29 protein-coding genes and 1 pseudogene are annotated in these 25,464 nt (G+C 61.3%); 15 read left to right on the forward strand and 15 right to left on the reverse strand.

Annotated elements, in window-relative coordinates; genetic code table 11:
• Positions 1 to 104 precede the first annotated feature (104 nt).
• The 3 genes from ACESMZ_RS05920 to ACESMZ_RS05930 all read left to right on the forward strand — a co-directional run bounded on the left by ACESMZ_RS05920 (position 105) and on the right by ACESMZ_RS05930 (position 2,555).
• On the forward strand, positions 105 to 770 hold the full coding sequence (locus tag ACESMZ_RS05920; protein ID WP_372972330.1) for a tetratricopeptide repeat protein: 666 nt from the start codon (positions 105 to 107) through the stop codon (positions 768 to 770).
• Positions 771 to 848: 78 nt separating this feature from the next.
• The gene (locus ACESMZ_RS05925; protein ID WP_372972331.1) at positions 849 to 1,466 is read left to right on the forward strand and encodes a hypothetical protein; all 618 of its coding nucleotides are present in this window, start codon (positions 849 to 851) and stop codon (positions 1,464 to 1,466) included.
• The gene (locus ACESMZ_RS05930) at positions 1,467 to 2,555 is read left to right on the forward strand and encodes a rhomboid family intramembrane serine protease (protein WP_372972332.1); all 1,089 of its coding nucleotides are present in this window, start codon (positions 1,467 to 1,469) and stop codon (positions 2,553 to 2,555) included.
• A gap of 70 nt (positions 2,556 to 2,625) precedes the next feature.
• Here the strand turns inward: ACESMZ_RS05930 and ACESMZ_RS05935 are convergent, their stop codons facing one another.
• Entirely contained in the window at positions 2,626 to 3,837 is a 1,212-nt protein-coding gene (locus ACESMZ_RS05935; protein WP_372955930.1) for an MFS transporter, read from the reverse strand.
• A gap of 252 nt (positions 3,838 to 4,089) precedes the next feature.
• On the opposite strand from ACESMZ_RS05935, the gene ACESMZ_RS05940 reads away from it, so the two are divergent.
• Both ACESMZ_RS05940 and ACESMZ_RS05945 read left to right on the forward strand, forming a co-directional pair.
• Positions 4,090 to 4,515, forward strand: a complete 426-nt coding sequence (locus ACESMZ_RS05940; RefSeq protein ID WP_372972333.1) for a PA2779 family protein — start codon at positions 4,090 to 4,092, stop codon at positions 4,513 to 4,515.
• 4 nt (positions 4,516 to 4,519) lie between these two features.
• On the forward strand, positions 4,520 to 5,527 hold the full coding sequence (locus ACESMZ_RS05945; protein ID WP_372972334.1) for a PA2778 family cysteine peptidase: 1,008 nt from the start codon (positions 4,520 to 4,522) through the stop codon (positions 5,525 to 5,527).
• Positions 5,528 to 5,585: 58 nt separating this feature from the next.
• On the opposite strand, the gene ACESMZ_RS05950 is transcribed toward ACESMZ_RS05945, so the two are convergent.
• The gene (locus ACESMZ_RS05950; protein WP_372955933.1) at positions 5,586 to 5,780 is read right to left on the reverse strand and encodes a DUF2892 domain-containing protein; all 195 of its coding nucleotides are present in this window, start codon (positions 5,778 to 5,780) and stop codon (positions 5,586 to 5,588) included.
• A 149-nt stretch (positions 5,781 to 5,929) separates the two neighbouring features.
• On the opposite strand from ACESMZ_RS05950, the gene ACESMZ_RS05955 reads away from it, so the two are divergent.
• Both ACESMZ_RS05955 and ACESMZ_RS05960 read left to right on the forward strand, forming a co-directional pair.
• The gene (locus ACESMZ_RS05955) at positions 5,930 to 6,559 is read left to right on the forward strand and encodes a Crp/Fnr family transcriptional regulator (RefSeq protein WP_372972335.1); all 630 of its coding nucleotides are present in this window, start codon (positions 5,930 to 5,932) and stop codon (positions 6,557 to 6,559) included.
• Positions 6,559 to 6,834 (forward strand): acylphosphatase, encoded by a 276-nt coding sequence (locus ACESMZ_RS05960; protein ID WP_372972336.1) that lies wholly within the window; start codon positions 6,559 to 6,561, stop codon positions 6,832 to 6,834. Before ACESMZ_RS05955 ends, ACESMZ_RS05960 begins: the two co-directional genes overlap by 1 nt.
• A 31-nt stretch (positions 6,835 to 6,865) precedes the next feature.
• Here the strand turns inward: ACESMZ_RS05960 and ACESMZ_RS05965 are convergent, their stop codons facing one another.
• From ACESMZ_RS05965 to ACESMZ_RS05995, 7 genes are all read right to left on the reverse strand, one after another.
• On the reverse strand, positions 6,866 to 8,251 hold the full coding sequence (locus ACESMZ_RS05965; protein ID WP_372955936.1) for a PhoH family protein: 1,386 nt from the start codon (positions 8,249 to 8,251) through the stop codon (positions 6,866 to 6,868).
• A 64-nt stretch (positions 8,252 to 8,315) separates the two neighbouring features.
• Positions 8,316 to 8,810, reverse strand: coding sequence for an HPP family protein (locus ACESMZ_RS05970; RefSeq protein ID WP_372955937.1), 495 nt, complete (start codon positions 8,808 to 8,810; stop codon positions 8,316 to 8,318).
• Positions 8,811 to 8,862: 52 nt separating this feature from the next.
• Positions 8,863 to 9,120, reverse strand: a complete 258-nt coding sequence (minE, locus tag ACESMZ_RS05975) for a cell division topological specificity factor MinE (protein ID WP_091849225.1) — start codon at positions 9,118 to 9,120, stop codon at positions 8,863 to 8,865.
• Positions 9,121 to 9,125: 5 nt separating this feature from the next.
• Complete coding sequence (minD, locus tag ACESMZ_RS05980; protein ID WP_091849223.1) at positions 9,126 to 9,935, reverse strand: septum site-determining protein MinD; 810 nt, start codon at positions 9,933 to 9,935, stop codon at positions 9,126 to 9,128.
• 45 nt (positions 9,936 to 9,980) lie between these two features.
• Positions 9,981 to 10,757 (reverse strand): septum site-determining protein MinC, encoded by a 777-nt coding sequence (gene minC, locus ACESMZ_RS05985; protein ID WP_372972337.1) that lies wholly within the window; start codon positions 10,755 to 10,757, stop codon positions 9,981 to 9,983.
• Positions 10,754 to 11,131 carry a HopJ type III effector protein gene (locus tag ACESMZ_RS05990; RefSeq protein WP_372955939.1) on the reverse strand — a complete coding sequence of 126 codons (378 nt, stop codon included), beginning with the start codon at positions 11,129 to 11,131 and terminating at the stop codon, positions 10,754 to 10,756. The genes minC and ACESMZ_RS05990 overlap by 4 nt, the downstream gene beginning before the upstream one ends.
• Positions 11,128 to 11,421 carry a DUF1244 domain-containing protein gene (locus tag ACESMZ_RS05995; protein WP_372972338.1) on the reverse strand — a complete coding sequence of 98 codons (294 nt, stop codon included), beginning with the start codon at positions 11,419 to 11,421 and terminating at the stop codon, positions 11,128 to 11,130. Before ACESMZ_RS05995 ends, ACESMZ_RS05990 begins: the two co-directional genes overlap by 4 nt.
• Positions 11,422 to 11,526: 105 nt before the next feature.
• Here ACESMZ_RS05995 and dinB point away from each other — a divergent pair, with 105 nt between their 5' ends.
• Positions 11,527 to 12,591: a DNA polymerase IV gene (dinB, locus tag ACESMZ_RS06000; RefSeq protein ID WP_372955941.1), complete on the forward strand. Its 1,065-nt coding sequence runs from the start codon at positions 11,527 to 11,529 to the stop codon at positions 12,589 to 12,591.
• 10 nt (positions 12,592 to 12,601) lie between these two features.
• Here the strand turns inward: dinB and ACESMZ_RS06005 are convergent, their stop codons facing one another.
• Together ACESMZ_RS06005 and ACESMZ_RS06010 are read right to left on the reverse strand one after the other, a co-directional pair.
• Positions 12,602 to 13,183 (reverse strand): phosphatase PAP2 family protein, encoded by a 582-nt coding sequence (locus ACESMZ_RS06005; protein ID WP_372955942.1) that lies wholly within the window; start codon positions 13,181 to 13,183, stop codon positions 12,602 to 12,604.
• Positions 13,152 to 14,369 carry a glycosyltransferase family 4 protein gene (locus ACESMZ_RS06010; protein ID WP_372955943.1) on the reverse strand — a complete coding sequence of 406 codons (1,218 nt, stop codon included), beginning with the start codon at positions 14,367 to 14,369 and terminating at the stop codon, positions 13,152 to 13,154. Before ACESMZ_RS06010 ends, ACESMZ_RS06005 begins: the two co-directional genes overlap by 32 nt.
• 217 nt (positions 14,370 to 14,586) lie before the next feature.
• Between ACESMZ_RS06010 and ACESMZ_RS06015 the strand changes: the two genes are divergently transcribed.
• The 4 genes from ACESMZ_RS06015 to ACESMZ_RS06030 all read left to right on the forward strand — a co-directional run bounded on the left by ACESMZ_RS06015 (position 14,587) and on the right by ACESMZ_RS06030 (position 18,722).
• Entirely contained in the window at positions 14,587 to 15,624 is a 1,038-nt protein-coding gene (locus ACESMZ_RS06015) for an NADP(H)-dependent aldo-keto reductase (protein ID WP_372955944.1), read from the forward strand.
• A gap of 223 nt (positions 15,625 to 15,847) precedes the next feature.
• Positions 15,848 to 16,168 (forward strand): hypothetical protein, encoded by a 321-nt coding sequence (locus ACESMZ_RS06020; protein ID WP_372955945.1) that lies wholly within the window; start codon positions 15,848 to 15,850, stop codon positions 16,166 to 16,168.
• Positions 16,169 to 16,269: 101 nt separating this feature from the next.
• Positions 16,270 to 18,255: an acetyl-CoA hydrolase/transferase C-terminal domain-containing protein gene (locus tag ACESMZ_RS06025; RefSeq protein ID WP_372972339.1), complete on the forward strand. Its 1,986-nt coding sequence runs from the start codon at positions 16,270 to 16,272 to the stop codon at positions 18,253 to 18,255.
• The gene (locus tag ACESMZ_RS06030; protein WP_372972340.1) at positions 18,255 to 18,722 is read left to right on the forward strand and encodes a peptidylprolyl isomerase; all 468 of its coding nucleotides are present in this window, start codon (positions 18,255 to 18,257) and stop codon (positions 18,720 to 18,722) included. The genes ACESMZ_RS06025 and ACESMZ_RS06030 overlap by 1 nt, the downstream gene beginning before the upstream one ends.
• Here the strand turns inward: ACESMZ_RS06030 and ACESMZ_RS06035 are convergent.
• On the reverse strand, positions 18,638 to 19,465 hold the full coding sequence (locus tag ACESMZ_RS06035) for a lysophospholipid acyltransferase family protein (protein ID WP_372972341.1): 828 nt from the start codon (positions 19,463 to 19,465) through the stop codon (positions 18,638 to 18,640). The genes ACESMZ_RS06030 and ACESMZ_RS06035 overlap by 85 nt on opposite strands.
• A gap of 23 nt (positions 19,466 to 19,488) precedes the next feature.
• The gene (locus ACESMZ_RS06040; protein ID WP_372972342.1) at positions 19,489 to 20,253 is read right to left on the reverse strand and encodes a GNAT family N-acetyltransferase; all 765 of its coding nucleotides are present in this window, start codon (positions 20,251 to 20,253) and stop codon (positions 19,489 to 19,491) included.
• Between the two features lie 348 nt (positions 20,254 to 20,601).
• Between ACESMZ_RS06040 and ACESMZ_RS06045 the strand changes: the two genes are divergently transcribed.
• Both ACESMZ_RS06045 and ACESMZ_RS06050 read left to right on the forward strand, forming a co-directional pair.
• On the forward strand, positions 20,602 to 21,345 hold the full coding sequence (locus ACESMZ_RS06045) for a response regulator (protein WP_372972343.1): 744 nt from the start codon (positions 20,602 to 20,604) through the stop codon (positions 21,343 to 21,345).
• Between the two features lie 53 nt (positions 21,346 to 21,398).
• Positions 21,399 to 22,949 (forward strand): ATP-binding protein, encoded by a 1,551-nt coding sequence (locus tag ACESMZ_RS06050; RefSeq protein ID WP_372972344.1) that lies wholly within the window; start codon positions 21,399 to 21,401, stop codon positions 22,947 to 22,949.
• Positions 22,950 to 23,003: 54 nt separating this feature from the next.
• Here ACESMZ_RS06050 and ACESMZ_RS06055 read toward each other — a convergent pair whose 3' ends face one another.
• Together ACESMZ_RS06055 and argF are read right to left on the reverse strand one after the other, a co-directional pair.
• Positions 23,004 to 24,074, reverse strand: a complete 1,071-nt coding sequence (locus ACESMZ_RS06055) for an ABC transporter ATP-binding protein (RefSeq protein WP_372972345.1) — start codon at positions 24,072 to 24,074, stop codon at positions 23,004 to 23,006.
• Between the two features lie 42 nt (positions 24,075 to 24,116).
• The gene (argF, locus tag ACESMZ_RS06060) at positions 24,117 to 25,034 is read right to left on the reverse strand and encodes an ornithine carbamoyltransferase (protein ID WP_372972346.1); all 918 of its coding nucleotides are present in this window, start codon (positions 25,032 to 25,034) and stop codon (positions 24,117 to 24,119) included.
• A gap of 308 nt (positions 25,035 to 25,342) precedes the next feature.
• On the opposite strand from argF, the pseudogene ACESMZ_RS06065 reads away from it, so the two are divergent.
• A pseudogene (locus ACESMZ_RS06065) lies at positions 25,343 to 25,464 on the forward strand (monothiol glutaredoxin, Grx4 family); the annotation flags it as partial.

Consider the following 25,464-nt stretch of genomic DNA (forward strand, 5'->3'; position numbering starts at 1 on the left):
AGACCAGGGATGAGTCCCGATCTTGCAGTTCCCTTCCTTGATTTGGCCCTGAAACAAGGGCTGCTCCGGGCCGGGTCTGGTACAACCACCTGCGGCAGCGCCCTGTGACGGCCCCGGTCGAGCGGGCCTACCTCCTCGCCATGGACCTCGAAGCTGCGGGCCGGACTGAGGAAGCGCTTGAGAAGTACCAGTCAATCATCGACCGTCATGGTCATTCACTGTTCTCTGATGCCGCCAGCCAGGCGATGGACCGCATAGAAGCGGGCGGTTCACTGCATCGCGCAATGGCCCAGGCCCGCCTCCCGTTCAATCACCACCCAGCAAGGCCACTTACTCTCCGGCACGGCGTTGTCACCACCCTGCTTGTTACGGCCCAGGCCATGGCTGTGGGGCCTGTCGTTGTCGGATTCTGGGTGCTGCTGGCGGCTGGCAGCTTGTGGCCGCTGATTTTCGTGTACTTTATCGGTGCTCCTCCGGCTGCCCTTGCCGGGATACTGTTATCCGTCTGGGGTCTCTGGCTCTGTCACCACAAGCAGTATGTCCCGAAGGGATTTGTGCTTATGGGCGGCATTAGCGGCACTTTGAGCGTGCCAGCGTGGTTCGCTTTCTGGTCGGGATTCGACCCCGCCATACTGGACCCCGGCGGTGTCACTATGCTTTTGACCGCGCATGGCGCGGTCGCCGGTCTGGTCGTGGGGTGGCTGGCTGAAAGTACGATCCGGTTACGAATGTCTCTGGCCTATCCACCCTACACGGTTGAGGGCCATTAACCGGGGTGCGTTGCCTGGTCCTCGCTTGTCGTTTGATTTATCCAGTGCTTCCAGTATCAGCTTTTACGGAGGTTATACGTGCAGTCACCTGTCGCCAGAACCAAAGCCATCAAAGAGCGTGCCGGGGAAAAGCTGAAAGACATGGACCACGACGATCTTGGCAAGTCCGGCTTCTGGATTGCCCAGTTATTTGTGGTTATAGCAACCGTGATCGGCGTCTACCTCGCCGCCCATGCGGGCCTGAAGCAGGCCATCATCTTCGACAGCCTTGCCAGCCAGGAATCCAGTTACTACCTGCGCAAATCCCTGCACGATGAGTTGCTGGACAATGTAGCCACCCTGCGCGCCTATGCCAGTGACACCTTGTCTCGCAATCCCCCTCAGTCCGAGCTGGTGAACAACCGCCCGGTGCTGTCCCGCTATGTATGGGACACCATGCGTTACTCGCCCCACACCCTTGAAGTGCCCAGTGGATTTCTGACCGGGGCCCGGCGTTTCGGTCATGAAGCGGATGCCATTATCCGCAAGGCCGAAGGACGGGTTTACGGCGCGGCGTTCGCTGCCACGCAGATGAACCAATTGCTGGACCGGGTTGAGGAACGGCTGCTGCCGGGCCTGCGCAAGAACTATCAAAGCCTGGCCCGAGAACTGGCCGAGCAGGGTATCGATGTGACTGTACTCAAGGAGACGGAGTAGATGGGTTCGAAAAAGTATTGTCCTACCTGTAAACGGGCACCTCTGAAAATCAACAACTTCCATGGGGAAGAAGTGGACGTCTGCCGGCAGTGTGGCGGCGTCTGGTTTGAGAAAAGCGATCTGGACAACCTGATTGCGGCGAAGTGCGACCAGGTGGCGGAAGCGGACTACACCCAAAACCTCGGGGCCCATCAGCGCCCGGCAAAATGTGATTGCCCCGACTGTGGTAGGCGCCTGCAGGTTTTTCATCTGCTGGAGGAATTCCGCGTGGACCTGAAAGTATGCGTGGCCTGCTCTGGGGCCTGGGCGTCGGAGGAAACGGTCTCCCGGGTCGTGAACTCCTCGGCCATCAAGCACGCCCTGGAAGAGATGAACCGCAAGCCGTCCTGGAAGACCTGGGTGTTCGAGTTTTTCCTGCGTATGCCGGTCGAATACAACGTCCGGGCCCGGCGTACTCCCTGGGTAACCCTGGTGCTGATTATCCTCAACACCGTTATCTTTACCGGCTATGCCTTCGATGACCGGACCGCATGGCAGATCATCGAGCAGTTTGCTGTGACCCCGGCCGAAATCCAGACCGGGCAGGACTGGTGGACCCTGGTGACGGCGACTTTCCTCCATGGCAGCTGGTTACATCTGGCCGGCAACATGTATTTTCTCTGGGTGACCGGAGACAACCTGGAAGACGCCCTGGGTCACGGCCGCTTTCTGGGCCTCTATCTGCTCTGCGGTGTGCTGGCTGGTCTGGTCAGCGTGGCGGCCAACCTGGGAGGCACCATCCCGTCGGTCGGCGCCAGCGGTGCCATTGCCGGGCTATTCGGCATGTACCTGCTATGGTTTCCCAACGCCAGCCTGACCTTCATGTTCGTGGTCTGGCAAAAGAAGCTGGCAGTGGCCTGGTACTTCGCCATCTGGCTGGGCCTGAATCTTGCCGGCATGCTGCTGGGGGAGCAGGGCGTGGACTACTGGGCGCACATCGGCGGCTTTATCACCGGGCTGGTGATTGGTGCCGCACTACGTGGCCGGATCTGGCGGGCAAACCCGCTGCTGGCCCACCTGGCTGGCCCTGAAGTTCAGGTTCGTCGTTAGCCAATGATACCTTAGGTCCAGCGGCGACCTGCTTTCTGAGCTGATCGTAGGGGAGCGCTCGCATCCGCCCTCAGACCCGCGCCGGTGCGGTCATCCGTTGCTGACTGTGCCGGCTATACCAGCACAGCAGGACACCGAAGGCCATCAGGGATGAGGTGATGGTGAATACCCGGGCAAATCCGGCGACCTCGATAATAACGCCGGCGGCCGCCGGGCCAATAAGCTGCCCCACGGCAAAGAACAGGGTGACAAAACTCACTGCCACCGGAGCCAGCCGTGGATGAACGGTTTCCGTGGAAGCGGCCAGTACCGAAGTAAACAGGCCGGAGACACACAGGCCAAGGATGAAGAAATGGGCAGCGAAGGCCGGCAGGGTGGGGGACAACACCGGCAGGGCCATGGCGCCGGCACTGAAGGCCATACACAGAACCAGCGAGTTGGAGCGCCCGATACGATCTGAAATCCAGCCCCAGAAGGGGCCCGCCACCAGGCCCAGCAACCCCATCAACGATGCCATCCGCCCTGCCGTCAGCGCAGGGACACCTGACTCGATAGCGAAGCTGAACATGAAGATGGTCTGGACAATGTAGGTCAGCCCGACGATGCCATAGATGAGGCCCACGTTGATCACGTGGGGGTTCCGGTAGACTCCCGAGCGGGCTGCCGGTACCGGGTCGTCAGGGCCGCCACTGCCCCCGGCCCCGGGCGGGTTCCGCAGGAACAGGGCCACCACGATGGAAACGGTAACCGCCGCCATGGCGAACACACCCCAGACCAGCCGCCAGCCGCTTTCCGGCCAGGCAGTGGTCAGCCAGGGCACCAGCACACCCGCAATAAACAGTCCCAGCCCCACACCGCCGTTGGCGAAGCCGATGACCGCACCACGCTTTTCCGGATACCAGCTGCCCAGCAGGGAAATCAGCGGCGTATAGCCGAAGGCCGTGCCGAACCCGAGAAAAGCCATCATCACCATACTCAGGAGGTAGCTTCCGGACAGTGCCATGCCGGTAAAGCCAATAGCCGCGAAACCCAGACCGATCAGGATGGCCTGCTTGCCACCGTATCGCGATGCGAACACCCCGGCGACCATCAGCAGGGCCAGATACCCCAGTGCGGTGACCGTGCCCAGGTTGGCGGCCTGGGCATAGCTGATGCCCATGCCTTCCCGCATGCCGGGAACCACCAGGCCATAGGCCAGGCGGGCAAAGACGACCAGAGTAATGGTGCACATCATGCCGATAACAATCATCAGGGGCATCGGCGGGCGGGCAGGGGTGTTCATCGTGTTTACCGTGGTTCTTGTTAGTAGGCTATTCGAAAGTAGGCGAATGGCCTTTGGAGGTCAACTGCTGTTGTGGTCGTCCTGGAGATTTGCGGAGGGAAGGCGCCGGGTGACAAGGCCCGGGAAGATTGCGGTTGCGTCACTTTGCTATACATTTCAACAGCGCTGGTCCATGATGAAACAGTGTGTGGCTTTTGTCCGGTTCGGGCAAATCTGCCGTGAAATCATGACCTTCACAATAAGGAAACAATTATGGACGTTAGGAAAGCCCTCCGTCGCCCTGTGGCGTTGATCATGATCGTACTGATGAGTCTGACGACCACCGGCATGGCCTTTGCCCAGGGCGGTGGGGTGCCGACAGAACCGGTATCCACGGCTGAAGTGCTGCAATCGGAGCAGGTGAGAGTGGATCGCGCCGAGCTGAAGGCGATGCTGGCCACGGGTGAGGTACAGGAAAAACTCGCTTCCCTGGGCGTTGACCCGGATCAGGTCGAGCAGCGCATCGATAACCTGACCGCCGAGGAGCTGTCGGAGTTCAACCAGGCACTGGATGAATCGCCCGCAGGTGCCGGTGTCGGCAGCGTGGTGGGCATCATCGTGCTGTTCCTGCTGGTGTTTATCGTCACCGATATGCTTTGTGCGACCAATATCTACAGCTTCGTCAACTGCGTCAACTGACGCCATGTCGTTCATTAACGCCGGCCCCATGCGGGCCGGCATCCTTTCGCTGCTTGTGCTGCTGGTTACCGGCTGTGCCGGACCGGGTCATTACCCGGGCCCGGAAACCTATGATCAGAGCGGTGTGGCAGGACAGGCGCTGATTGATTCCGTACCCTTCTACCCACAGGAAGACTACCAGTGCGGACCGGCGGCCCTGGCGATGAGCCTGAACCATCGGGGTGCGGGCGTTTCGCTATCCGATATGATTGACCGGGTCTATCTGCCGGGCCGCAAGGGCAGTCTGCAGGTGGAGATGGTAGCCGCCGCCCGGGCTGAAGGTATGCTGGTCTATCCCCTTGAAAAGGACCTTGAGGCGGTGATCCGGGAGGTAGACGCCGGCAACCCCGTGCTTGTTTTCCAGAACCTGCGCCTGGACTGGTGGCCCCAGTGGCACTTTGCCGTGGTGATTGGCTACGATCTTGAGGAGCAGGAGTTTATCCTTCACTCAGGCACCGAAGAACAGGTCCGAGAGCCTTTCCGCTCATTCGACAACACCTGGAAACGGGCCGGCCGATGGGCGCGGGTCATTCTGTCGCCGGGTGAAATCCCCGCTACGGCGAAACCGGTAACCTATGTGCGAGCCGCCCATGATCTGGAAGAAGTGGGCCAGATCAGCAGTGCGGAAGTCTCCTACCGGGCTGCGGTTGACGCCTGGCCTGATAGCCTCGCCGCCGGCTTTGCACATGCCAATTATCTGCTTTCCGCAGAGCAGTGGGGCGATGCCGACGAGGCCTTTCGTCAGGTGCTGACTTTCCATCCGGGTTCCGCGCCGGGCTGGCACAACTTTGGTGTTGCCCTGGAGCGCAGCCAGTGCCCGCGGGCAGCCGGCCAGGCTTATTCCTGTGCGTATCAGCTGGCGCCGGAGGATGAACGTTTTCACTCTCCTGAGCAGAGTGATACCCATCGCGATGCCGGTGCGGCCTGCTCCATCACCGGTCTGCTGAACGCAGCGGGATGTGATGTCAGGTAACAAAACCAGCCCGGCCGGATAACCGGTCGGGCAAAAGCCAGCCTGATTTAATGCCGCCTTACGACCGCTTTGTGGGGCAGGTCTTGATGCCGACGATGGAATACAGCGGGCACACGCCGATGGCGGCGGTTACCAGCGGAATAATCCCGATCCAGCCCCAGGGAGTCTGAGGTCCGACGAAGACCAGGCTCAGCAGAACCAGCCCGATAATAACGCGGATCACCCGATCCGCGCTGCCCATATTCTTGGTCATGATGTCACTCCTTGCGTGGTGTGTGTGACTATCACTCTACGCTGACGGCATGTGGTGCTCAGTGATAAAGTCACATTCAACTGCGCCCACTGGCGCGAGCAGGTCAAATTGACCCGACATGGCACTACCTCATCGAACAGGAAGATCCAGTGACCGCTCAGCACGCTTTACTTGAATGCCTGCCCTCCGGATTACGGGCCGAGGTGGAACAACATGCCCAACTGATTCACTTGTCCGCCGGCGACGTGGTTTTCCGCGCCGGCGACGGCTGCCGGGGCCTGCCGATGGTCATCAGCGGGTCGGTCCGTGTGCAGATGCTGGGGGCGTCCGGGCACGGCATCGTGCTTTATCGTATGGGGCCGGATGACCTCTGCACGCTGTCCATTGGCTGTCTTATGGCCGGCCGTGGCTATCGGGCAGAGGCCCATGTGGAAGAGCCCACGGAAGCACTGCTGATGCCGCGCCAGGCCTTTGACCGGCTGATGGCAGCGTCCCCAGAATTCCGGCAACAGGTAATGGCTTCCTATGGCAGGCGCCTGGACGATCTTATGTTACTGGTGGAAGAGGTGGCTTTTGGCCGGCTGGATCAACGTCTGCTGGACTGGTTGAAGGTCCACGCCAGCGGCCGGCCGGCCCTGATTACCCACCAGGAACTGGCGGTGGAGCTGGGCACTGCGCGGGAGGTAGTGAGCCGTTTGCTGAAGGATTTTGAGCGCCACGGCCGGGTACGGCTGGCCCGGGGCCGGGTGGAACTGCTGCAATCACAGGAGGTCGACTGATGGCTACCCAACAGCGTCACCTGATGGTGGAAGGCCTTGTTCAGGGTGTGTCCTACCGGGCGTACACCGAGCGACAGGCCAGCGAGCTGGGCCTTGAAGGCTACGTGCGGAACCTGCCCGATGGCCGGGTGGAAATCGTTGCGGAAGGTTCGGTGCAGGCACTGGATGATCTGGAAGAGTGGTGCTGGCAGGGCCCCCCTGCGGCAAAGGTCAGCGCTGTCCGAACAGAAACCCGCCCGGCCAGCAGAGGCTTCAGCGGATTCGTGATCCGCTGAAGTGCGTGGCTGCAAACGGTTTTGACACACTCTACAAATTCGCTTCCGCGTACTCTGCCAGTACTGACCGCGGCACACCCTGCAAGTGAATATGGCCGCCATGACGAAAGCCCTTGAAGCGCTCTGTCATGTAGGTAAGGCCTGAACTCAGGGCGCTCAGGTAGGGGGTATCGATCTGGGCCAGGTTGCCCAGGCAAATCACCTTCGAGCCGTTGCCCGCCCGGGTGATAATGGTCTTGATCTGGTGGGGGGTGAGGTTCTGGGACTCGTCGATGATGATCAGCGAGTGCTGGAAGCTGCGGCCCCGGATGTAGTTCATGGACTTGAAGTGCAGGGGCACCTTGCTGAGGATATAGTCCACGCTGGCGGTCATGTTCTCGTCATCCTCGTGGAGTGCCTCCAGGTTGTCCACGATGGCACCCAGCCAGGGTTCCATCTTCTCCGCCTCGGTGCCCGGCAGAAAGCCGATGTCCTCGTCCAGGCCCTGGGTGGAGCGGGTGGCGATGATGCGCTTGTACAGCTTGCTGGCCACGGTCATTTCAATGCACGCCGCCAGGGCCAGGATGGTCTTGCCCGAGCCGGCAGAGCCGGTCAGGTTCACCAGGTGCACCTCCGGGTCCAGTAACAGGTTCAGGGCCATGGCCTGGTAGATATCCCGTGGTACCAGTCCCCAGACTTCCTCATCCAGCAGGTCCTGCCGGTGCAGGTCCTGCAGCACCAGGGTGTCATCATCCACATCCACGACCTTGCCGATAAAGCCCAGCTGGTCGATAACAAATTCATTGATATTGAGATTCTTCAGCTCCCCCTCACGGCGCAGGATATGCTCCGTCACCGCCTCCCGCTGAACGGTCTCCACCTTCTCGATCTTGTCCCAGAAGGAGTTGGGGAACTCGTGGTAGCCCTTGGGGAGCAGGTCGATATCATCGAGGAGCTGGTCGTTGTGATAGTCCTGGGCCTCGACACCAAACCCGCGGGCTTTCAGCCGCATGTTGATGTCTTTGCTGACCAGAATGATGTCACGGGCCTTGTAGCGGGACTGCAGCTCCGCCAGGGTGTTGATGATCTTGTTGTCGTTCAGGTGCTCGGGCAGGGAATGGCTGCCTGCGTTACCAGTGCTCATCAGTATGGAAAGAGTGCCCAGGGGCTTCGCCTTCCTGGCCCGCACAATGGGCACGCCCTTTTCGATGTCTTTGGGGCTGGCATTGCCCAGCAGTTTGTCGATATTGCGGATCGCCTGGCGACAGTCTGCGGCAACTGCCTGCTTGCCGGACTTGAGGCTGTCGAGTTCTTCCAGGACGGTCATCGGCAGGATGACATCGTGTTCTTCGAAATTGAGGAGGGCGTTGGGGTCGTGGATCAGGACGTTGGTGTCGAGAACGTACATTTTACGGCGAGCTTGCGGTGCTCTGGGCATAGGGCGCGATACCTCTCTGGCAGGCGTCTTGCGGTCTCCAGGTCCCCGGGAGTGAATGCGCAGTTCACTCGCCCTCGGCGCAGCGCCGGGTCAGGGACCGGTCGGATATCAGTTTCAGCATGTCATAGGTCGTAATGATACCGGTGATCTTCTTGTCCTTTGTGACGAAGATGCGATGCAGGTGTTCTCCCATCATGATATCCGCAATGTCTCGCACCGGGGTCGACTCGTCAACTGAAAACACCTGTGGCGTCATGATATCGCGAACCTCTACCGGTAAACGGGTCATTTCTTCCAGGATTGCCATCCGCAGACGGCGGACTTCTTTCTGTTCTTCCGGGGTCAGCCTGGCCCAGGCCCTGGGTTTGCGGTCGGAGGACCAGCGGAATTCGGCAATGTCCTTGAGGGTGGCGATGCCGACAATATCGCCATGGTCGTCCACCACCGGACTTCCGGTAATTTCGTTCTCGGTGAGAAAACGGGCAAGGCGGTCCATGGTCCAGGAGGCGGGCACCGCCTTGACGCTTGGCGTCATGATGTCGCGGGCGAGTACGGTCATGGATCTCCCTTCCTTGCGGATGGCGGGCCCGGTCAGACCGGGCCCGCCAGGCTTATCGGCGTTCAGGCAGGGTAACGTTCAGCTCCAGAACGGAGCAGTCGTCGTTACGGTCCACTTCTACCTGCACCTGGTCATCGTCAATCTGCACGTATTTGCGAATCACGGCAACCAGTTCCCGCTGCAACTCGGGCAGGTAGTCGGGCTGGTCGCGCTTGCCCCGCTCGTGGGCCACGATAATCTGCAGCCGCTCTTTGGCAACATTGGCCGATCCCGTGTTCTTGCGGGACCGGAAATAATCGAGGAAGCTCATCCTGTTTACCCCTTGAACATCCGTGCGAAAAAGCCTTTCTTCTGGGAGCTCATGAAGCGGTGTTCCCGCTCCTCACCCAGGAGTCGTGCGACGGCGTCGTCATAGGCCTGGCCCGCATCACTCTGGTCTTCAAGAATGACCGGCGTGCCCTGGTTGGAGGCGTTGAGTACCACCTGGGACTCGGGGATAACGCCCAGCAGGGGTATGGCGAGGATCTCCTCCACATCCGCCACCGAGAGCATTTCGCCCTTCTCGACGCGATCGGGGTTGTACCGCGTCAGCAGCAGGTGCTCCTTCACCGGGTCCTGACCCATCTCGGCCCGACGGGACTTGCTCTGCAGGATGCCGAGAATGCGGTCGGAATCCCGCACCGAGGAAACCTCCGGGTTGGTGACCACGATTGCCTCGTCGGCGTAGTACAGGGCCATCAGTGCGCCATGCTCAATGCCGGCAGGAGAGTCGCACACGATGTAGTCGAAGGTTTCCGACAGTTCGTTGATGACCTTCTCCACCCCTTCCTTGGTCAGGGCTTCTTTCTCGCGGGTCTGGGAGGCGGGCAGGATGTACAGTGTGTCGACCCGCTTGTCCCGGATCAGGGCCTGGTTGAGGCTGGCGTCGCCCTGGATGACGTTGACGAAGTCATACACCACCCGGCGCTCACAGTTCATGATCAGGTCCAGGTTACGCAGGCCCACGTCGAAATCGATCACCACGGTCTTGTGACCACGGCGGGCCAGACCGGTACTGATGGAAGCACTGGTGGTGGTCTTGCCGACCCCGCCTTTTCCTGATGTGACAACGATGATTCTAGCCAAGGTTGCGGTCCTGTCTGCTGATGATTGATGTTATGTCAGGGGGCGTCAGCCCGGGGAACGGTCAAGTGGTGTGACCACCAGCAGGTCGTCCCTGAGCTGGATCTGCACCGGGGCTTTCCAGCCACGTTCCTGCAGATCTTCCGAGATTTTATAGTGGCCGGCAATGGACACAAGCTCTGCCTCCAGTGACTGGCAGAATACCCGTGCCTCTTCCTGGCCATGGACGCCGGCAAGCGCTCTGCCACGCAAGGGGCCGTAGACATGAATGTTACCTGCCGCCAGTACTTCGGCGCCAGCCTGAACCGGCGCGAGGATAATTAAATCCCCTTCAGGGGCGTAGACCTGCTGGCCGGATCGTACCGGCTGGGACACGACGCGGGCTGGTGCCGGGGTGACGGGGGCGTTTCCGGAGTCCGGGCTATCCAGTTCGGCTTCCGCCGGGGCGTCGGTTTCCGGTCGGGTTTCCGGTGACGGGGGCCTTTCCTGGCGGCTGCTGCCCGGCAACAGCGCGATGGCTGCGTGGCGGGCCAGGCGCCGCTGGTCCTCATCGCCGCCGCGCACACCTACCACGTGGATATTATGGCGCCGGCAGATACCCAGTAGCTTGAAGAAGTCCAGCTCGGCAGTAGGGCCATCGTAGTGTTCGAGGCTGATCATAATCGGGATATCCCGGAAGAATCCCGGTGCCTGCCGGATTTTCTCCCGCAGGGCTGCCTCGAAGGAGTCCTCATCGAAATAGGCCAGCTCAAGGGCGGTCAGGGATACCGTGGTGCCCTTGAGCAGAAAGGCGGGCCGGTCACTGGCCTGCGGCGCGTCGGTCATGCTTGCGTGTCCTGGAGTGAAGTGGTGGTCTTGGGCCTCAGGGCAGGGCCGTCAAAAACGATTCCGGACCAGCCGGTCGTCATGAACTGACGGATATTGCCATGACTGGTGCCCGCAGCATCAGCGAGCACGTCACGGTAATGGCGGCCAAACAGTGTGAGTGTCCGGGCTTCCGTCAGATTGCCGAACTGCGCAATGGCAAAGACCTTGCAAGAGCCCTCATTTTCGCCCGGGGCATTGTACAGCGGGCCATTGCGGAAGCCAGTAGCGGCGTAGTCAAAATGCCGGGCAACCAGGGCAAGGGTGTCCTCGAAATCCGAGTGGCCGGCTTCCAGTGACGCCAGGTGGATGTTCAGGGCCTCATTGATGTTCATCCCTTGTGGTCTCCGCCGTGAGCCTGTTTCGGGCCCTGCTGGTATTTGTCTTTCCAGACGTCATAGGGCATACCGTAAATATGTTCCCGGGCCTCGGCGTCAGTCAGGGGTACGCCACGGTCTTCGGCCTCCGCGCGCATCCATTTGGACAGGCAGTTACGGCAGAAGCCGGCCAGGTTCATCAGGTCAATGTTCTGTACTTCGGTATGGGTCTGCAGATGGCTGACCAGCCGGCGGAAGGCCGCCGCCTCGATTTCGGTGCGGGTCTGGCCGGAGAATTCATCATTCATGGTTTCAGGTTCCTGTGCCGGGAATGGCCTGCAAATGTCTGACATTCTCGGCAACAGGGCGTAAGATACAAGGCTGTACGTTTATACAGAGGCTACCGGAACCTGGTGCGCAAGATCATCCACATCGACTGCGACTGCTTCTATGCCGCGGTGGAAATGCGGGACGATCCCTCGTTACGGGACGTGCCCATCGCCGTGGGTGGCCAGAGTGGACGTGGCGTGGTGACCACCTGCAACTACCGCGCCCGGGCTTTCGGCGTGCGCTCGGCCATGCCCGGCGGCGAGGCCCGGCGTTTGTGCCCGGACCTGGTCATGGTGCCGCTGGACATGCCCCGTTACCGGGAGGTGTCGCGGCAGGTGATGGCCATTTTCCGGGAGCTGACTGACCTGGTGGAACCCCTGTCCCTGGATGAGGCCTTCCTGGACGTCAGCGAGGTGGAGGCGTTTCAGGGCAGTGCCACCCTGATGGCGCGCCATATCCGGGAACAGGTGCGCAAGCGCATCGGTATCACGGTGTCCGCCGGGGTAGCATCCAACAAGTTTCTTGCCAAGATTGCCAGCGACTGGAACAAGCCTGACGGGCTGTTCGTGATAACCCCGGATCAGGTGGACGACTTCGTCAGGGTTTTACCGGTGGAGAAACTGTCTGGTGTCGGACCGGTAACCGCCGGCAAGCTCCACGACCGCGGTCTGCAGACCTGCGGTGACCTGAAGGAGGCCGGTGAGGCGGAACTGGTCCGCCTGTTCGGTAAACAGGGCCTCCGGCTATGGCATATGGCCCATGGCCGGGATGATCGCCCGGTGGTGGTGACCCGGGTGGCCAAGTCGGTGAGTGTTGAGCGCACCTTCTCCCGGGATCTGCCGGGCAAGGAGGCTTGCCGGCAGGTGATGACCGACCTGGTGGATGACCTTCACCGCCGGCTGGAACGTAAGGGCAGCCACAAGCCCCTGCACAAGCTGTTCATCAAGATCCGCTATAGCGATTTTTCCACCCATACCCTTGAGCGGGTGCGGGACCCGGGGCCGGACGCCATGCCGGCAGCGGGGGAGTTTCTGCCCTTGCTGGATGAGCTGGTGACCGACGAGCAGCGGCCTGTGCGGCTGCTGGGGGTGGGCGTACGGTTCCGGGAAGACAGCGCGCCGGTGACCCAGTTGCGACTGTTTGAATAGAGCCGCGGTGTCACCCGGCTGTGGCAGCGGCGAAGATCGCCAGCAACGGACCGGCCCCAAGGCTTACCCAGGCTAAACCAATGACGCCCCCGATGACGGCGCCTGCCAGCACATCACTGGGGTAGTGGAGGCCGAGCACAACCCGCGAGGCCGCTACCGCCAGGGTGAACGGGAGTACCGCCAACGCCAGGGCAGGCAGGGTCAGTGCCAGCACAATGGTGAAGCAGGCCGCATGCAGGGTATGGCCGGAGGGGAAGCTGTACCGGTCCAGCGGCGGTATGCCGCAATGAATGGCTGGAAACGAGGTGAACGGTCGTTCCCGTACCAGGGTTCGTTTGAGGTACTTGTAGGCGAGGGTGCAGGTCAGTCCCGCCCCTGTCATCAGCAGCGCAATGGCCAGGCCCTCATCAGGATGGATCAGCGGCAATGACAGGATCAGCAGGTACCAGAGCCAGCCATCGCCCAGGCGACTGACCACCTTGAACAGCGTGGTGACCGGCCGGAAGCGCAGGCTGCGGTTAATCCTTCGGCAGAAGGCAAACTCTGCCTGGTCGACCTGATCAAAGAAGCGGGATACCCGGGGTGACGGCATGGTAGCGGTCCCTCCTGTTGAGGGTGAGGGTGAGTTGCTCGAACTGTTCCACCTGGCTGGCCCAGTCCAGGTCCAGGGCGTCCAGTCGGGCCTGCTGGCGGATATTGGCCAGCAGAGTGTTTTGCTGGGCCAGGGTCAGGGCGTGCTCCACAAAGGCCTCATCGTCATCAAGGGCGGCGACCATGCCATTCTCCTGATGACGGATATGCTCGCTGGCGGCAGCATCGTCAAAAGCCACCACCGCAAGCCCGCTGGCCATGGCTTCGGTCACCACATTGCCGAAGGTGTCGGTCTTGCTGGGGAACAGGAACAGGTCGCCGGAAGCGTAGTGCCGGGCCAGGTCTTCCCCCTTGCGGATGCCACAGAATACATACTCCGGGTGTTTCGCCTGCAATCGTTTCCGTTGTGGTCCGTCGCCGACCAGAATGAACTTCGCGCTGGGGTGCAGGGCGCGCACCCGCTCGAAACAGGAAACCGCCAGTTGCAGGTTTTTCTCCGATGCCAGCCGGCCCACATAGAGCACGGCCCGGTCCCGGGACTGGAGTCCCCACGCCTGGCGCAAGTCCGGGTCACGCTTGCCGGGGGCGAACAGCTGGCAGTCCACGCCCCTGCTCCAGAGTCCTGTCGGATGGATTCCCATGGCCTGGACCCGGGTGGCCATGGCCCGGGTTGGCACCAGAGTGAGGGCGGTACGGTTATGAAACCAGCGCCCGTAACGCTCCAGCAGCCGTGACAGAAACGCGGCATGGTAATGCCGGCTGTAGCTGTGGAAGTTAGTGTGGAAGCCCGAGCAGACGGGAATGCCCAGCTCCCTGGCGGCGGCAACGGCCACCAGCCCGAGAGGGCCCTGGGTTGCCACGTAGACCAGGTCGGGACGCTTTTTCCGCCACAGGGCAGACAGGCGCTGCCTGCGAGTAAGCCCGAATTGCAGGCCCGGATAGCCTGGCAGGGGCAGGCCGGCTACCCTTACCAGGTTATGGTGTAGAACGCTGCCAGGCTCGGGGTGCTCACCCACATCCTTGTCGCCCGCCTGGGCTGGCCGTACCACCTGCACCTCATGACCCCGTGCACACAGCCCCCGGCACAGATGTTTCAGGGTGTTGGCCACGCCGTTGATCTCCGGAGCGAAGGTCTCCGAGACGATGGTGATCCGGCGAGTAGCGGGCGGGTTACTGACTGTGTTCATTCAGAGACCTTGCTGGATGATTCCGGCGGTTGCGGTTAACCTCTTGGTCCACTTGCGAGACAACTGGCTGAAACGAGACATCTGACTGGTTTTCCATGTACTCACTATGGAAATGAAATATGACAGTCAGACTTCAATGCTGTGACATTCCCTTGAAACCCGCGCCAGGACTGACCCGGGCGTACAGACTGCAATCAATCAAGCCGTAGGAGGAAGGATGGAAAAGCGAAGACTGGGGCGTACCGATCTGGATGTGAGCCTGATCTGTCTGGGTACCATGACCTGGGGGGAGCAGAACACCGAGCAGGAAGCTTTCGAGCAATTGGACTATGCCACCGGTGAAGGTATCAACTTCATCGATGCGGCCGAAATGTACCCGGTGCCACCGAGGGCGGAAACCCAGGGCCTGACCGAGCAGTACCTGGGCAACTGGCTGGCCCGGCGGGGGCGCCGGGATGACCTGGTGATTGCGTCCAAGGTGGCGGGCCCCGGTAACGGGCTCACCTACCTGAGAAACGGCCCGCGTCTGACCCGGGAACACATCCGTGAAGCCTGTGACGCCAGTCTCAGGCGCCTTCAGACTGACTACATTGATCTGTACCAGGTGCACTGGCCTGACCGGCATACCAACTTCTTCGGCAAGCTGGGATATCGTCATCGCGAGAATGAGGATTTCACGCCCATCGAGGAAACCCTGGGCGCTCTCCAGGAGCTCGTCCGTGAAGGCAAGATCCGCCACATTGGCCTGTCCAACGAAACGCCCTGGGGCACGATGAAATACTTGCAGCTGGCCGAGCAGAAAGGCTGGCCCCGCCCGGTATCCATCCAGAACCCCTATAACCTGCTTAACCGCACGTTCGAGCAGGGCCTGGCGGAAGTGGCTCATCGCGAAGATGTGGGGCTGCTGGCCTATTCCCCGCTGGCGTTCGGCATGCTGACCGGCAAGTACCTGGATGGGCAAAGACCTGAGAATAGCCGTATTACACTGTTCAATCGCTTTGTGCGCTACCAGGGTGAGCGGGCGGAAAAGGCGATCCGGGCATACTGCGACCTGGCGAAAGACCATGGCCTGACACCGGCCCATCTGGCCCTTGCCTGGGTCAACAGTCGCCCCTTTGTAACCAGCAACATCATTGGCGCCACGACCATGGACCAGCTGCGGGAAAACATCGGTTCGGTGGATGTTGCCCTCAGGGACGAGACGCTCGGTGCACTGGAAGAGTTGCACCAGGAGTTCACTTACCCCTGCCCCTGAACAAGCCCCTTGCGGCCCTCCGCCAACCGTAATGAGACCCCGGAAACAGGCACTTCGTGATCTGTTTCCGGGGGCAGATACATTGTGTTACATCCGGCGACAAACGGTTTCCGAAATACCCCGCCTGCTGTGCTTCCAGTCACAGAGTTCTGTGTGTAAACGGTTAGACTTTGGTCATAATTGTTAAATCCATTTCACAAGTGATCTTGCAGGCAGGCACATCATGATTCTTCGCCTCTTCGTAGCCCTTCTGATACTGAACACGGTGGCCTTTGTCGTCCGTGCAGAGGCTGGTGAACGAGAGGCGCTGCCCACAGAGATATACACCGGCGACCCTTCTGAAATCCAGGACCGGATGTCCGGAGACTTTATCTATGACAATGAGGATGCCCTGCTTGATCTGGGTTCCCGCCTGCTGAGCTGGCGTCTGTCCACTTCAGCGACAACCCATGGCCGTCGCTACGCCTCAGACTCGGCCCGTCCGGACCACTCGGTTGCCCTGATCAACGAGGGCGCTGCCCTCAACCTGCGCTGGACCTTCTGACCTCTCCCGGTTTATTACGCACTATCCATTGATTTGTCAGCCTCAGGGTGACGTGGGATGATCCTCCCATGGTTCACAGCTCGGGGAGGCGTTGTTCATCCATGTCGGAGATACCGGAAGGCATCCGGGCAACCACAGCCGAGGTGTGTGTGGATGCCGTGATCGAACGTGTCGGCAAGCGCATCGTCCTGGGGCTGCCCCTGGGGCTGGGAAAGGCGGTAAGACTTGCTAATGCCCTCTATGAACGGGCGAGGCGGGATCACACCGTCGACCTCCACATTGTCACCGCTATTTCGCTGCTGGCTCCGAAAGGCAGCTCGACGCTGGAACGGGGGTTTCTCGATCCCTTCGTGAAGCGTCTGTACGGCAACGTGCCGGAACTGCTCTACGCCAGGGATGTCCAGGAGCAGAAGCTGCCGCCGAACGTCAAAGTGTCAGAGTTCTTCTTCAAGGCAGGCAGCTTCCTCGACAATACCGATCAGCAGCGCAACTATGTCTGCACCAACTATACCCACGCGGTCCGGGACCTGCTGGCCCAGGGTATCAACGTGGTTTTCCAGATGGTGGCGCCTCCCCGGGAGCCGGACGGGGCGCTTAGCCTGAGCTGCAATCCGGACCTGACCCTGGACCTGCTTCCGCAATTGCGCCGGCAGGAAGTGGCGGGGCAGAAGGTGGCGGTGGTGGGAGAGCTGAACCGGAACCTGCCCTGGCTGGGCCATCAGGCGGCGGTGCCCGCCACTGACTTTGACCTGCTGCTGGATCAGCCGGATACGGACTATCCGCTGTTCCCGGTGCCTCAGCAGTCCATCAGTCCGGCAGACCACATGATCGGTTTCTATGCCAGCACCCTGCTGAGGGATGGTGGCACGCTGCAGGTGGGCATTGGTTCACTCGGCGCTGCGGTAGTGCACAGTGCCATTCTCCGTCACTGCCACAACGACCAGTGGCAGGCGCTTTACAATCACCTGCGGGTGAACACCCGTTTTCCCTTTGTGACCGGGGAAGGTGACGCTGGCCAGTTTCGGGAGGGTCTGTACGGGTGTAGTGAAATGATGGTAGATGGCTTTCTCCACCTGATGAAAGCGGGCATTCTCAAGCGCCAGGTCTACGAGGATCCCGATACCCAGGAAAAGGCCAACCGGGGTGAGCCTGTGGCCGATACCGGCGTGGTCATGCACGGCGGCTTCTACCTGGGGCCGGCGGATTTCTACCAGCAGTTGCGGGACCTGGATGAGAAGGACCGGGCCAGGATTTCCATGACCAGTGTGAATTTTATCAATGACCTGTACGACCATCGCTTTGGCAGCCAGCGGCTCAAGGCAGCCCAGAGGCGCCACGCCCGTTTCATCAATTCGGCAATGATGCATACCCTGTCCGGCGCAGCTGTTTCTGACGGGCTTGATGATGGTCGTGTGGTCAGCGGGGTGGGTGGTCAGTACAACTTCGTGGCCATGGCCCACGATCTTCCAGGCGCCCGTTCAGTGATTACCCTGCGCAGTACCCGGGAGAGTGGTGGCGAGACGCTGTCCAATATTGTTTTCAGTTATGGCCACTGCACTATACCCCGCCACCTGCGGGACATCGTGATCACCGAGTATGGCCTGGCCGACCTGAGGGGCAAGCCGGACGAAGATGTCTATCTCGACTTGATACGCATTGCTGATGCCCGGTTTCAGCCGGGGCTGCTCAAGGAAGCCAAGGCGGCAGGGAAGGTGCGCAAGGATTTCCGCTTACCCGATACCTGGCAGGAGAATACCCCGGACCAGGTCCGGGAGGCCCTCTCATCTGTGGGCAGTGGTGACGCGTTCCCGGCGTTTCCGTTCGGCTGCGATTTCACCGATGAGGAGCTGACCCTGGCCAGGGCGCTGCAGTCGCTCAAGTCGGCAACAGCCAGCACCCGTGGTAAGCTGCGCACCTTCGCCAGGGCCGCCCGGGTCGATACCCGTCGGGCTGACCTGCAGCCCTGGTTCGAGCGCATGGGCCTGGCCTCCGGCCGCGGTCCGAAGCCGCGACTCAATCGCCGCCTGCTGGCTGTGGCCCTGGAGCAGGCTGGCACCCTGAATTCATCCGGAGAATCTGTCGACTGATGCAACGTCCATTGATCTATACGGTCCATTATCGTCTCAAGAACCGCGCTGGCGAGGTGGTGGACACCTCTGAAGGCGGCGAACCCCTGACCTTCCTTGACGGCGCGAGCCACGTCATCGAAGGCATCCAGAAGGCAGTTCGGGGCCATGGCCCCGGTGACTGCCTGGAAGTGACCGTTCCCCCGGAGCTCGCCTATGGCGAGCACAACCCCGACCTGGTGCGCAAGGTGCCAAGGTCAGCCTTTGAGGGTGTGGAAAACCTGCAGGTGGGCATGAAATTCCAGACCAACACCGGTGATGAGGCACAGGTGGTTCAGGTGGTGGGTATCGACGGCAATCTGATCCGTGTTGACGCTAACCACCCACTGGCGGGTTTCACGCTCTACTTTGATCTGGAGATCATATCTGCGCGGGAAGCCACCGATGATGAGGTGGCCGCTGGGCAGCCGCTGACGCCCGGGGTGTGATGACTCTGCCGCAGGCCCTCAAGAATTACCTCCCGTACCCGGTCGCTCAGTTCCCGTGCGCTGGCGCCGGCAGCGGCTGTCATGGGTGGATGCCAGGTGACCCGTACTTCCGGTGCCCTGGCTGACAGCAGCCTCAACAGGTGGTGGTGGAACTCGTCATCACCGATAAAGGGCGCGACATGGCAGGGTTCGCCCTCCCGCAGGTAGGCAATGGATACCGGTACCACGGGCACTTCGGCCGCTGTCGCCGCACCGATCAGGCGGGGGAAGAAAGGCAGTACGGTCAGACCAGAGGAAGTGGTGCCTTCGGGGAATACCAGGACTGACTGCCCCGCTTGCAGGGTGCGGGTAATGTCCTCCCGCCGCTGGGCGGCCTCTCCGCTGCCGCGACGGATAAACAGGGTGCCCGCCTGGCGCGCCAGCCAGCCCACCAGCGGCCAGTCTGCCACCTCGGCCTTGGACAGAAAGCGGATTTCCATCAGCCCGCCCAGTACCGGAATGTCGGTCCAGGATATATGGTTACTCAGCAACAGCACCGGCCCCTCCGGTGGCGAGCCCCTTTCGGTTATGCGGATGCCCAGGCAGCGGCAACAGGCCAGGAAACAGGCCCGGGCCAGTGGCGACCGGTTGTGGCGCCGGCCCGTCAGGCGGTCCATCAGCAAAAGCAGCAGGGTAATGGCTGTGGTTGCGCCCAGTACCAGCAGCAGAAAGGTCAGTCTGATCAGCAGGCGAGCTACCGCCATTGTCGTCTCCGTAGATTCTCCGCTCAGGCTCCTCCCGGTGCCTGCCGCATGAAATGGCGGCTGTAGCGGTCGGAGAGGTCACGGACTTCCAGTAATACCAGCATGTCGGCGCAGCGGAACTCGGGGTCCCAGCAGGGTTCCCCGCAGACCCTGGCGCCCAGTCGCATGTAGGCGCGGATCAGCGCGGGTATTTCCACCGGGCGTTCCGGGACTGACCGGGTCAGGTGGGGCAGTTCGCGCCGTGGCCATACCCGGTCGCCTTCAGCGGAAAGATACCGGTCCTGGAGGTGGCGGGCAATACGCCAGGCTTTCAGGCCGCCATCGGACATGCTGATACTGGCACAACCAATGATTCGGTCAATGTGATGCTCCACCAGCCATCCGGCAAGGGTGGACCAGAGCAGCCCTATGGTGGTGCCATTACGGTAGTCCGGGTGCACACAGGTGCGTCCGAGTTCGGCCACACGGCCGGGGCGCGACAGCAACAGGCTCAGGTCGAACTCACCTTCTGAGTAGAAACCACCCGTTTCCGGGCAGTGATCCTGCCTCAGGATGCGGGTCGTGGCGACCAGGTCACCCGTGACTCCGTCGGTCACGATGAGGTGGTCGCACCAGCGGTCAAACCTGTCGGCGTCCAGCCCCGGTGTGACGGCGCCAAGGTCCGAGCCATATTCGGCGGAAAAAACCTGGTATCTCAGTCGCTGGGCCCGTTCGACCTCTGCGGGGTCACGGGTTACACAGGTGTGGAGTCGGCGGGATACATCAGCACGGGCGGATAATGCGGTCATCGGGCGCTCTCTGGTTGTCCGTTCAGGAACAGGCTATGAAGGCGCTGTGACAGGCCGGTGACCTCCCGGTGACGACTTTGTGACGATGTCGGCCCCGGGTGCTGGTGGTTGCAGTGGCGAGGGCGGTCAGGAGTGCTATCTTTTGTGACGTAAGGTTACATCCCGTGGCATCATGTATTTCCGGCGTCAGTATGTATAATCGTTGTTACATGAGCCGGCTAAGCGATTGTGTTTATTCATGACGCTTTTCGGGCCATAGGAAATACGGCTACCCGGAGGGGGCCGGTGACAGGCAAGGGTGCACCCGCAGTCGGGGCGCTCGCTGATGGATAACAACACAAAGCAGAGATGGATGGCGTGGAACAGACAAACGAAGGCTGGCGAATCCTGATTGTCGAGGACGACGAGCGTCTGGCGGACCTGACCCGTGAATACCTTGAAAGCAATGGCCTGGTGGTCAGCCACGAGGGGCATGGTGGCAACGCGGTGGAACGAATCCGCAACGAGCGCCCGGACCTGGTGGTTCTTGACCTGATGCTCCCGGGGGAAGATGGACTGTCTATCTGCCGCCGGGTACGCCCATTCTACGACGGGCCGATTATCATGCTGACCGCCCGCAGTGACGACCTGGACCAGGTGCTTGGCCTGGAGATGGGCGCGGACGATTACGTGGGCAAGCCGGTCAAGCCACGGGTGTTGCTGGCGCGTATCCGGGCCTTGCTGCGCCGGGCCAGCCCGGCAGGGGCGGAAGGCGAAGCAGCGGCTACCGGATCAGAAGATGAACCGGTGCGCCTGCAGTTCAATGACCTGGTTGTCGACCGCTCCATGCGTGAGGCCTGGCTCAATAACGAAAGCATTGACCTGACCAGTGCCGAATTTGACCTGCTCTGGTTGCTGGCCCGCAGTGCGGGCCGGGTGCTCAGTCGTGAGGAAATCTTCACCGCGCTGCGGGGCATCGAGTACGACGGGCAGGATCGTTCGATTGACGTGCGGGTGTCACGGATCCGACCCAAGATCGGTGACGACCCGGTGCACCCCCGCCGTATCAAGACCGTGCGCAGTAAAGGCTACCTGTTCGTCAAGGAAGCCTGATCCAGTATCGGGTGGCGCCGTGATACCCGGCGCTACCGCAGCCAGGCTGACCCATGCCCGTGACGTTTTCCATCAAGCTGTTCACTCGCCTTGCCGGGCTTGCCGTGCTGATTGCGCTGATATGCTCGCTGGTGCTCTGGGGGCTGTCGTCGGTCCGCTACCAGGCCTGGCAGGAATCCCTCGCCGAGCCGTTGATGACCTGGCTGGCAAGAATTCCCTCCCCGGAACAGCACTACCACTGGCTTCCACGGCTCTATGATTTCAGTATTCGCCCGGCCGATGAGCTCAATCTTGACGCCGTTGCCCATGAACGCCTGAGCTACGGGCAGACCCTGGTAAGGTCCGATCAGATTGGCCTCCGGGTGGTTACGGCCCGGCCGTCCGGAGGTGTACTTTCCATGCGCTTGCGACACCTCTACCAGGACGTGGCGGAAGCGACGGCACTGGTGGTCATGTGGCACCTCAATGAGATGCCCGCCGGTGAGCGGGAGTCCGCCGCGGGGCCTCTGGCGGCCACACTGGGGGTGCGGCTGGTTCCCTTGTCGCACACGGACCAGTTGCCGGCGCCGGAAGTGCTGAACCGGGCCTGGGAGCGCAACCTTGCCTGGTACGGTGACCAGTCTCGGGGTCACGTATTGTTGCGACTAGACGATGGCTCGCTGATGCGGATGGACATGCCCCCCGGTTTCAGCGCCCTGTCATGGCCTGTCGTGCTGTTGCTTGCCGGGCTGGCGGCCCTGGTTTTACTGGTTGCGGTACGCCTGCTCATGCGCGACCTGGAGCACAGTCTCCGCTCTGTTGAATCCGTCGCGGTGCGCATTGCCCGGGGGGACCTGGAGGCACGGGTGGAGCCGGGGCAGGGCAACCTGGTGTCCCGCCTGGCCCGTTCCTTCAATGGTATGGCCGAGCAGATACAGCGACTGGTAGCTGTGCAGCGGGAGATGATCCATGCCGTTTCCCATGAGCTGCGCACGCCCGTGGCCCGGATCCGCTTCGGCGTACAGATGATCGAAACCGCCCGCGATGAGCAGGCCCTGCAGCGACAGCTGGACGGTATCGACAATGACATTCAGGAACTGGACGAGCTGATCGATGAGATCCTTACCTACGCCCGCCTGGAGCAGGGCGGGCCTGTATTCAGCCTGCGGCCGGCCAGCGTCACGGGTATTGTCCGTCAGGTAGTGGAGGAGCAGCAGGTTCTGCACCCGGCCACCACCATCGAGGCGGTCATTCCCGAGCAGTCGGAGCTGTTTGCTGAAAGCGATATCGAGCCCCGGTACCTGCATCGTGCTATTCAGAACCTGGTCGGAAATGCCTGTCGCTACGCTTCCGGCCGGGTGCGGGTGAGTTGCTTACTTGATGAGGAGAACTGCCGGGTGGACGTCGAGGATGACGGACCAGGCATTCCCGAGCAGGAATGGGAAAAGGTATTCAGCGCCTTTGCCCGTCTTGATGATAGCCGCACCCGTAATTCCGGGGGCTACGGGCTCGGGTTATCTATCGTCCGGCGTATTCTGTTCTGGCATGGGGGCCAGTCCTTCGTGGGTCGCAGTGATGACCTCGGGGGTGCCCGCTTCAGCCTGGTATGGCCCCGTCGCCAGTGATAGCCGGCGAAGTGGTCACGACAGGTGCCTGGTGTTCCTCGTGCCGGAACCGGATCAGGTGCGCTCGAAAGCGATAAGGTGGTCTGCCTCGACCCGCACTGGCACATGCTCTCCCAACCGGAAGTCCAGGTGGCTGCGGAACAGTGCCTCGAACTCGGTATCTTCGGACATGTGGAACCGGTACAGGGTGGATGTGCCGGCAAAGGTCTTTTCGACCACCCTGGGTTTCAGGTCAGAGGCTTCATCATAGACGATGTCGTCCGGACGGATCAGCACGTCGAGCAGGGTGCCGGGTTGCCAGCGATAGGCACGGTTACCCACCAGATGGCCGAGCTCGGAGTCGATGGTATCCGGCCCGGTAGCCCGCCCCGGAATGAACGCCCCCTGACCGACAAAGCCTGCCACAAAACGGTTGGCCGGTTCGTGATAAAGGTTGTAGGGCACGTCCCACTGCTGCACCCGCCCATCCTTCAACACGGCCACCTGGTCACACATGGCAAAGGCTTCCTGCTGGTCGTGGGTGACCAGCAGTGCACTGATTCCCAGGTCCTTGAGGATGTCCCGTACATCCAGGCTGAGGCGCCGGCGCAGGTCAGCGTCCAGATTGGAGAAGGGCTCGTCCAGCAGGATCAGGGTCGGCTCCGGCGCCAGCGCCCGGGCCAGGGCAACCCGTTGCTGTTGCCCACCGGAGAGCTGGTGCGGGTACTGGTCGGCAAGGTCCTGCAGGTGCACAAGCTGTAACAGCTCCATCACCTTGGCATGCCTTTCGTCCCGCTTCATTTCCTTGAGTCCGAAGCCGACGTTCTCGGCAATGGTCAGGTGAGGAAACAGCGCGTAGTCCTGGAAGACCATGCCAATGCGCCTTTTTTCCGGAGGCGTTGTCCGGCCGGGCAGGCTGATGGCCTGGCCGTTAAGGCGGATTTCCCCTTCACTGACGGGCAGGAATCCGGCCAGCGCGCGCAGTATCGTACTCTTGCCGCAGCCACTGGGCCCCAGAAGGCAGCCAATATCGCCGTGGCCGAGGGCAAAACTCACGTCAGCCACCACATTCCCGTCACCATACCCGCATCCCAGGGCCCTGACGTCCAGCAGCCAGGTGTCGGTGGTGAGGTTGTGTGGTGGCATGGGCAGCTGCTCCGGTGGACCTTGATAACGGGTGAGTCAGGGCTATTGTTCCAGCCGACCCAGGATAAGGAATTCCAACAGGGCTTTCTGGGCGTGGAGACGGTTTTCCGCCTCATCCCAGACAACAGAACCCGGATGATCCAGCATGTCGTCGGAAATTTCCTCGCCCCGGTGGGCGGGGAGGCAATGCATGAACAGCGCATCGTCAGCCGCCAGCGCCATCAGTTCGGCATTTACCTGGTAGGGCGCGAACACCTTGCTGCGGGCATCAGCTTCGTCTTCCTGGCCCATGGACGCCCATACATCGGTAACGATCAGGTTGCTGCCACGGGCCGCCTCGCGAGGGTCTTCGAACACGGTGACACAGTCGGTGTTGTTCGCAATCAGGCCGGCATCCGGTGCATAGCCTTCGGGGCAGGCAACGTTGAGCCGGAACCCGAACAGCCGGGCGGCATTAATATAGGAGTTGCACATGTTGTTGCCGTCGCCCACCCAGGTGACGGTGGCGCCGCTGATATCACCCCGGTGCTCCCGGTATGTCTGCAGGTCTGCCAGCAGCTGGCACGGATGGAAGTCATCGGTCAGGGCATTGATGACCGGCACCCGGGAGACACTGGCAAAGCGGTCTACGGTTTCGTGGGCAAAGGTGCGGATCATCACCGCATCCACCATGCTGGAAATGACCCGTGCAGAGTCCTCGATGGGCTCCCCGCGCCCCAGCTGGGTGTCCCGGGGGGACAGGAACATGGCGCTGCCACCGAGCTGGGCCATACCCGCTTCGAAGGAGACCCGGGTGCGTGTGGACGACTTTTCGAAGATCATCGCCAGTACACGATTCGAGAGGGTGTTGCGAACCCGGCCGGCCTGCCACTCCCGGCGCAGGAAACTGGCGTGGTCCAGCAGCTTGTTCAGTTCACCGATGTCAAGGTCATTGAGAGTGAGAAAGTGTCTTGCAGCCATGGCGATGCCCGTTGTTGTTTCCTGGCCGGCAGCAAATAGAAATCTCGCCGGAATGCGGATTCCGCACCGGCTGCCTGGCCATAATTAAGGAGCCCCCGGGAAAAGCTGACAACGGATGTCAGGACTTTCCGAGGGGCTCCCGGTGGTCCCTGGGGACGAAAACAACCAAGTTTATAGGGTTCCCGGGGGGATGACAATTGACACCGGCCATTGGCGGAATGACCGGGGATACCTGAGTGTGTTGGTCGGAATTGGCGTTGGCGTGTACAATAAACGCCAGATCAACCCCCCACGCGTGAGGTGATATTGTGGATATCAATGAGCAGATCAAGAGCCAGCTGGAAGAAAACCCGGTTATCCTGTACATGAAAGGTACGCCCCAGGCGCCGCAGTGCGGTTTCTCCGCCCGTACCGTTCAGGCAGTCATGGC

Source organism: Marinobacter sp., assembly GCF_041690615.1.
In the GTDB taxonomy this organism is placed as follows: Bacteria; Pseudomonadota; Gammaproteobacteria; order Pseudomonadales; family Oleiphilaceae; genus Marinobacter.

Excerpts from the sequence above, each read along its gene's own strand:
- ACESMZ_RS05930 (WP_372972332.1), top strand. The coding sequence starts at position 1,467 with ATGGGTTCGAAAAAGTATTGTCCTACCTGTAAACGGGCACCTCTGAAA.
- ACESMZ_RS05935 (WP_372955930.1), bottom strand. The coding sequence starts at position 3,837 with ATGAACACCCCTGCCCGCCCGCCGATGCCCCTGATGATTGTTATCGGC.
- ACESMZ_RS05940 (WP_372972333.1), top strand. The coding sequence starts at position 4,090 with ATGGACGTTAGGAAAGCCCTCCGTCGCCCTGTGGCGTTGATCATGATC.
- ACESMZ_RS05945 (WP_372972334.1), top strand. The coding sequence starts at position 4,520 with ATGTCGTTCATTAACGCCGGCCCCATGCGGGCCGGCATCCTTTCGCTG.
- ACESMZ_RS05950 (WP_372955933.1), bottom strand. The coding sequence starts at position 5,780 with ATGACCAAGAATATGGGCAGCGCGGATCGGGTGATCCGCGTTATTATC.
- ACESMZ_RS05960 (WP_372972336.1), top strand. The coding sequence starts at position 6,559 with ATGGCTACCCAACAGCGTCACCTGATGGTGGAAGGCCTTGTTCAGGGT.
- ACESMZ_RS05965 (WP_372955936.1), bottom strand. The coding sequence starts at position 8,251 with ATGCCCAGAGCACCGCAAGCTCGCCGTAAAATGTACGTTCTCGACACC.
- ACESMZ_RS05970 (WP_372955937.1), bottom strand. The coding sequence starts at position 8,810 with ATGACCGTACTCGCCCGCGACATCATGACGCCAAGCGTCAAGGCGGTG.
- minE (WP_091849225.1), bottom strand. The coding sequence starts at position 9,120 with ATGAGCTTCCTCGATTATTTCCGGTCCCGCAAGAACACGGGATCGGCC.
- minC (WP_372972337.1), bottom strand. The coding sequence starts at position 10,757 with ATGACCGACGCGCCGCAGGCCAGTGACCGGCCCGCCTTTCTGCTCAAG.
- ACESMZ_RS05990 (WP_372955939.1), bottom strand. The coding sequence starts at position 11,131 with ATGAACATCAATGAGGCCCTGAACATCCACCTGGCGTCACTGGAAGCC.
- ACESMZ_RS05995 (WP_372972338.1), bottom strand. The coding sequence starts at position 11,421 with ATGAATGATGAATTCTCCGGCCAGACCCGCACCGAAATCGAGGCGGCG.
- ACESMZ_RS06005 (WP_372955942.1), bottom strand. The coding sequence starts at position 13,183 with ATGCCGTCACCCCGGGTATCCCGCTTCTTTGATCAGGTCGACCAGGCA.
- ACESMZ_RS06010 (WP_372955943.1), bottom strand. The coding sequence starts at position 14,369 with ATGAACACAGTCAGTAACCCGCCCGCTACTCGCCGGATCACCATCGTC.
- ACESMZ_RS06015 (WP_372955944.1), top strand. The coding sequence starts at position 14,587 with ATGGAAAAGCGAAGACTGGGGCGTACCGATCTGGATGTGAGCCTGATC.
- ACESMZ_RS06020 (WP_372955945.1), top strand. The coding sequence starts at position 15,848 with ATGATTCTTCGCCTCTTCGTAGCCCTTCTGATACTGAACACGGTGGCC.
- ACESMZ_RS06025 (WP_372972339.1), top strand. The coding sequence starts at position 16,270 with ATGTCGGAGATACCGGAAGGCATCCGGGCAACCACAGCCGAGGTGTGT.
- ACESMZ_RS06030 (WP_372972340.1), top strand. The coding sequence starts at position 18,255 with ATGCAACGTCCATTGATCTATACGGTCCATTATCGTCTCAAGAACCGC.
- ACESMZ_RS06035 (WP_372972341.1), bottom strand. The coding sequence starts at position 19,465 with ATGGCGGTAGCTCGCCTGCTGATCAGACTGACCTTTCTGCTGCTGGTA.
- ACESMZ_RS06040 (WP_372972342.1), bottom strand. The coding sequence starts at position 20,253 with ATGACCGCATTATCCGCCCGTGCTGATGTATCCCGCCGACTCCACACC.
- ACESMZ_RS06045 (WP_372972343.1), top strand. The coding sequence starts at position 20,602 with ATGGATGGCGTGGAACAGACAAACGAAGGCTGGCGAATCCTGATTGTC.
- ACESMZ_RS06050 (WP_372972344.1), top strand. The coding sequence starts at position 21,399 with ATGCCCGTGACGTTTTCCATCAAGCTGTTCACTCGCCTTGCCGGGCTT.
- ACESMZ_RS06055 (WP_372972345.1), bottom strand. The coding sequence starts at position 24,074 with ATGCCACCACACAACCTCACCACCGACACCTGGCTGCTGGACGTCAGG.
- argF (WP_372972346.1), bottom strand. The coding sequence starts at position 25,034 with ATGGCTGCAAGACACTTTCTCACTCTCAATGACCTTGACATCGGTGAA.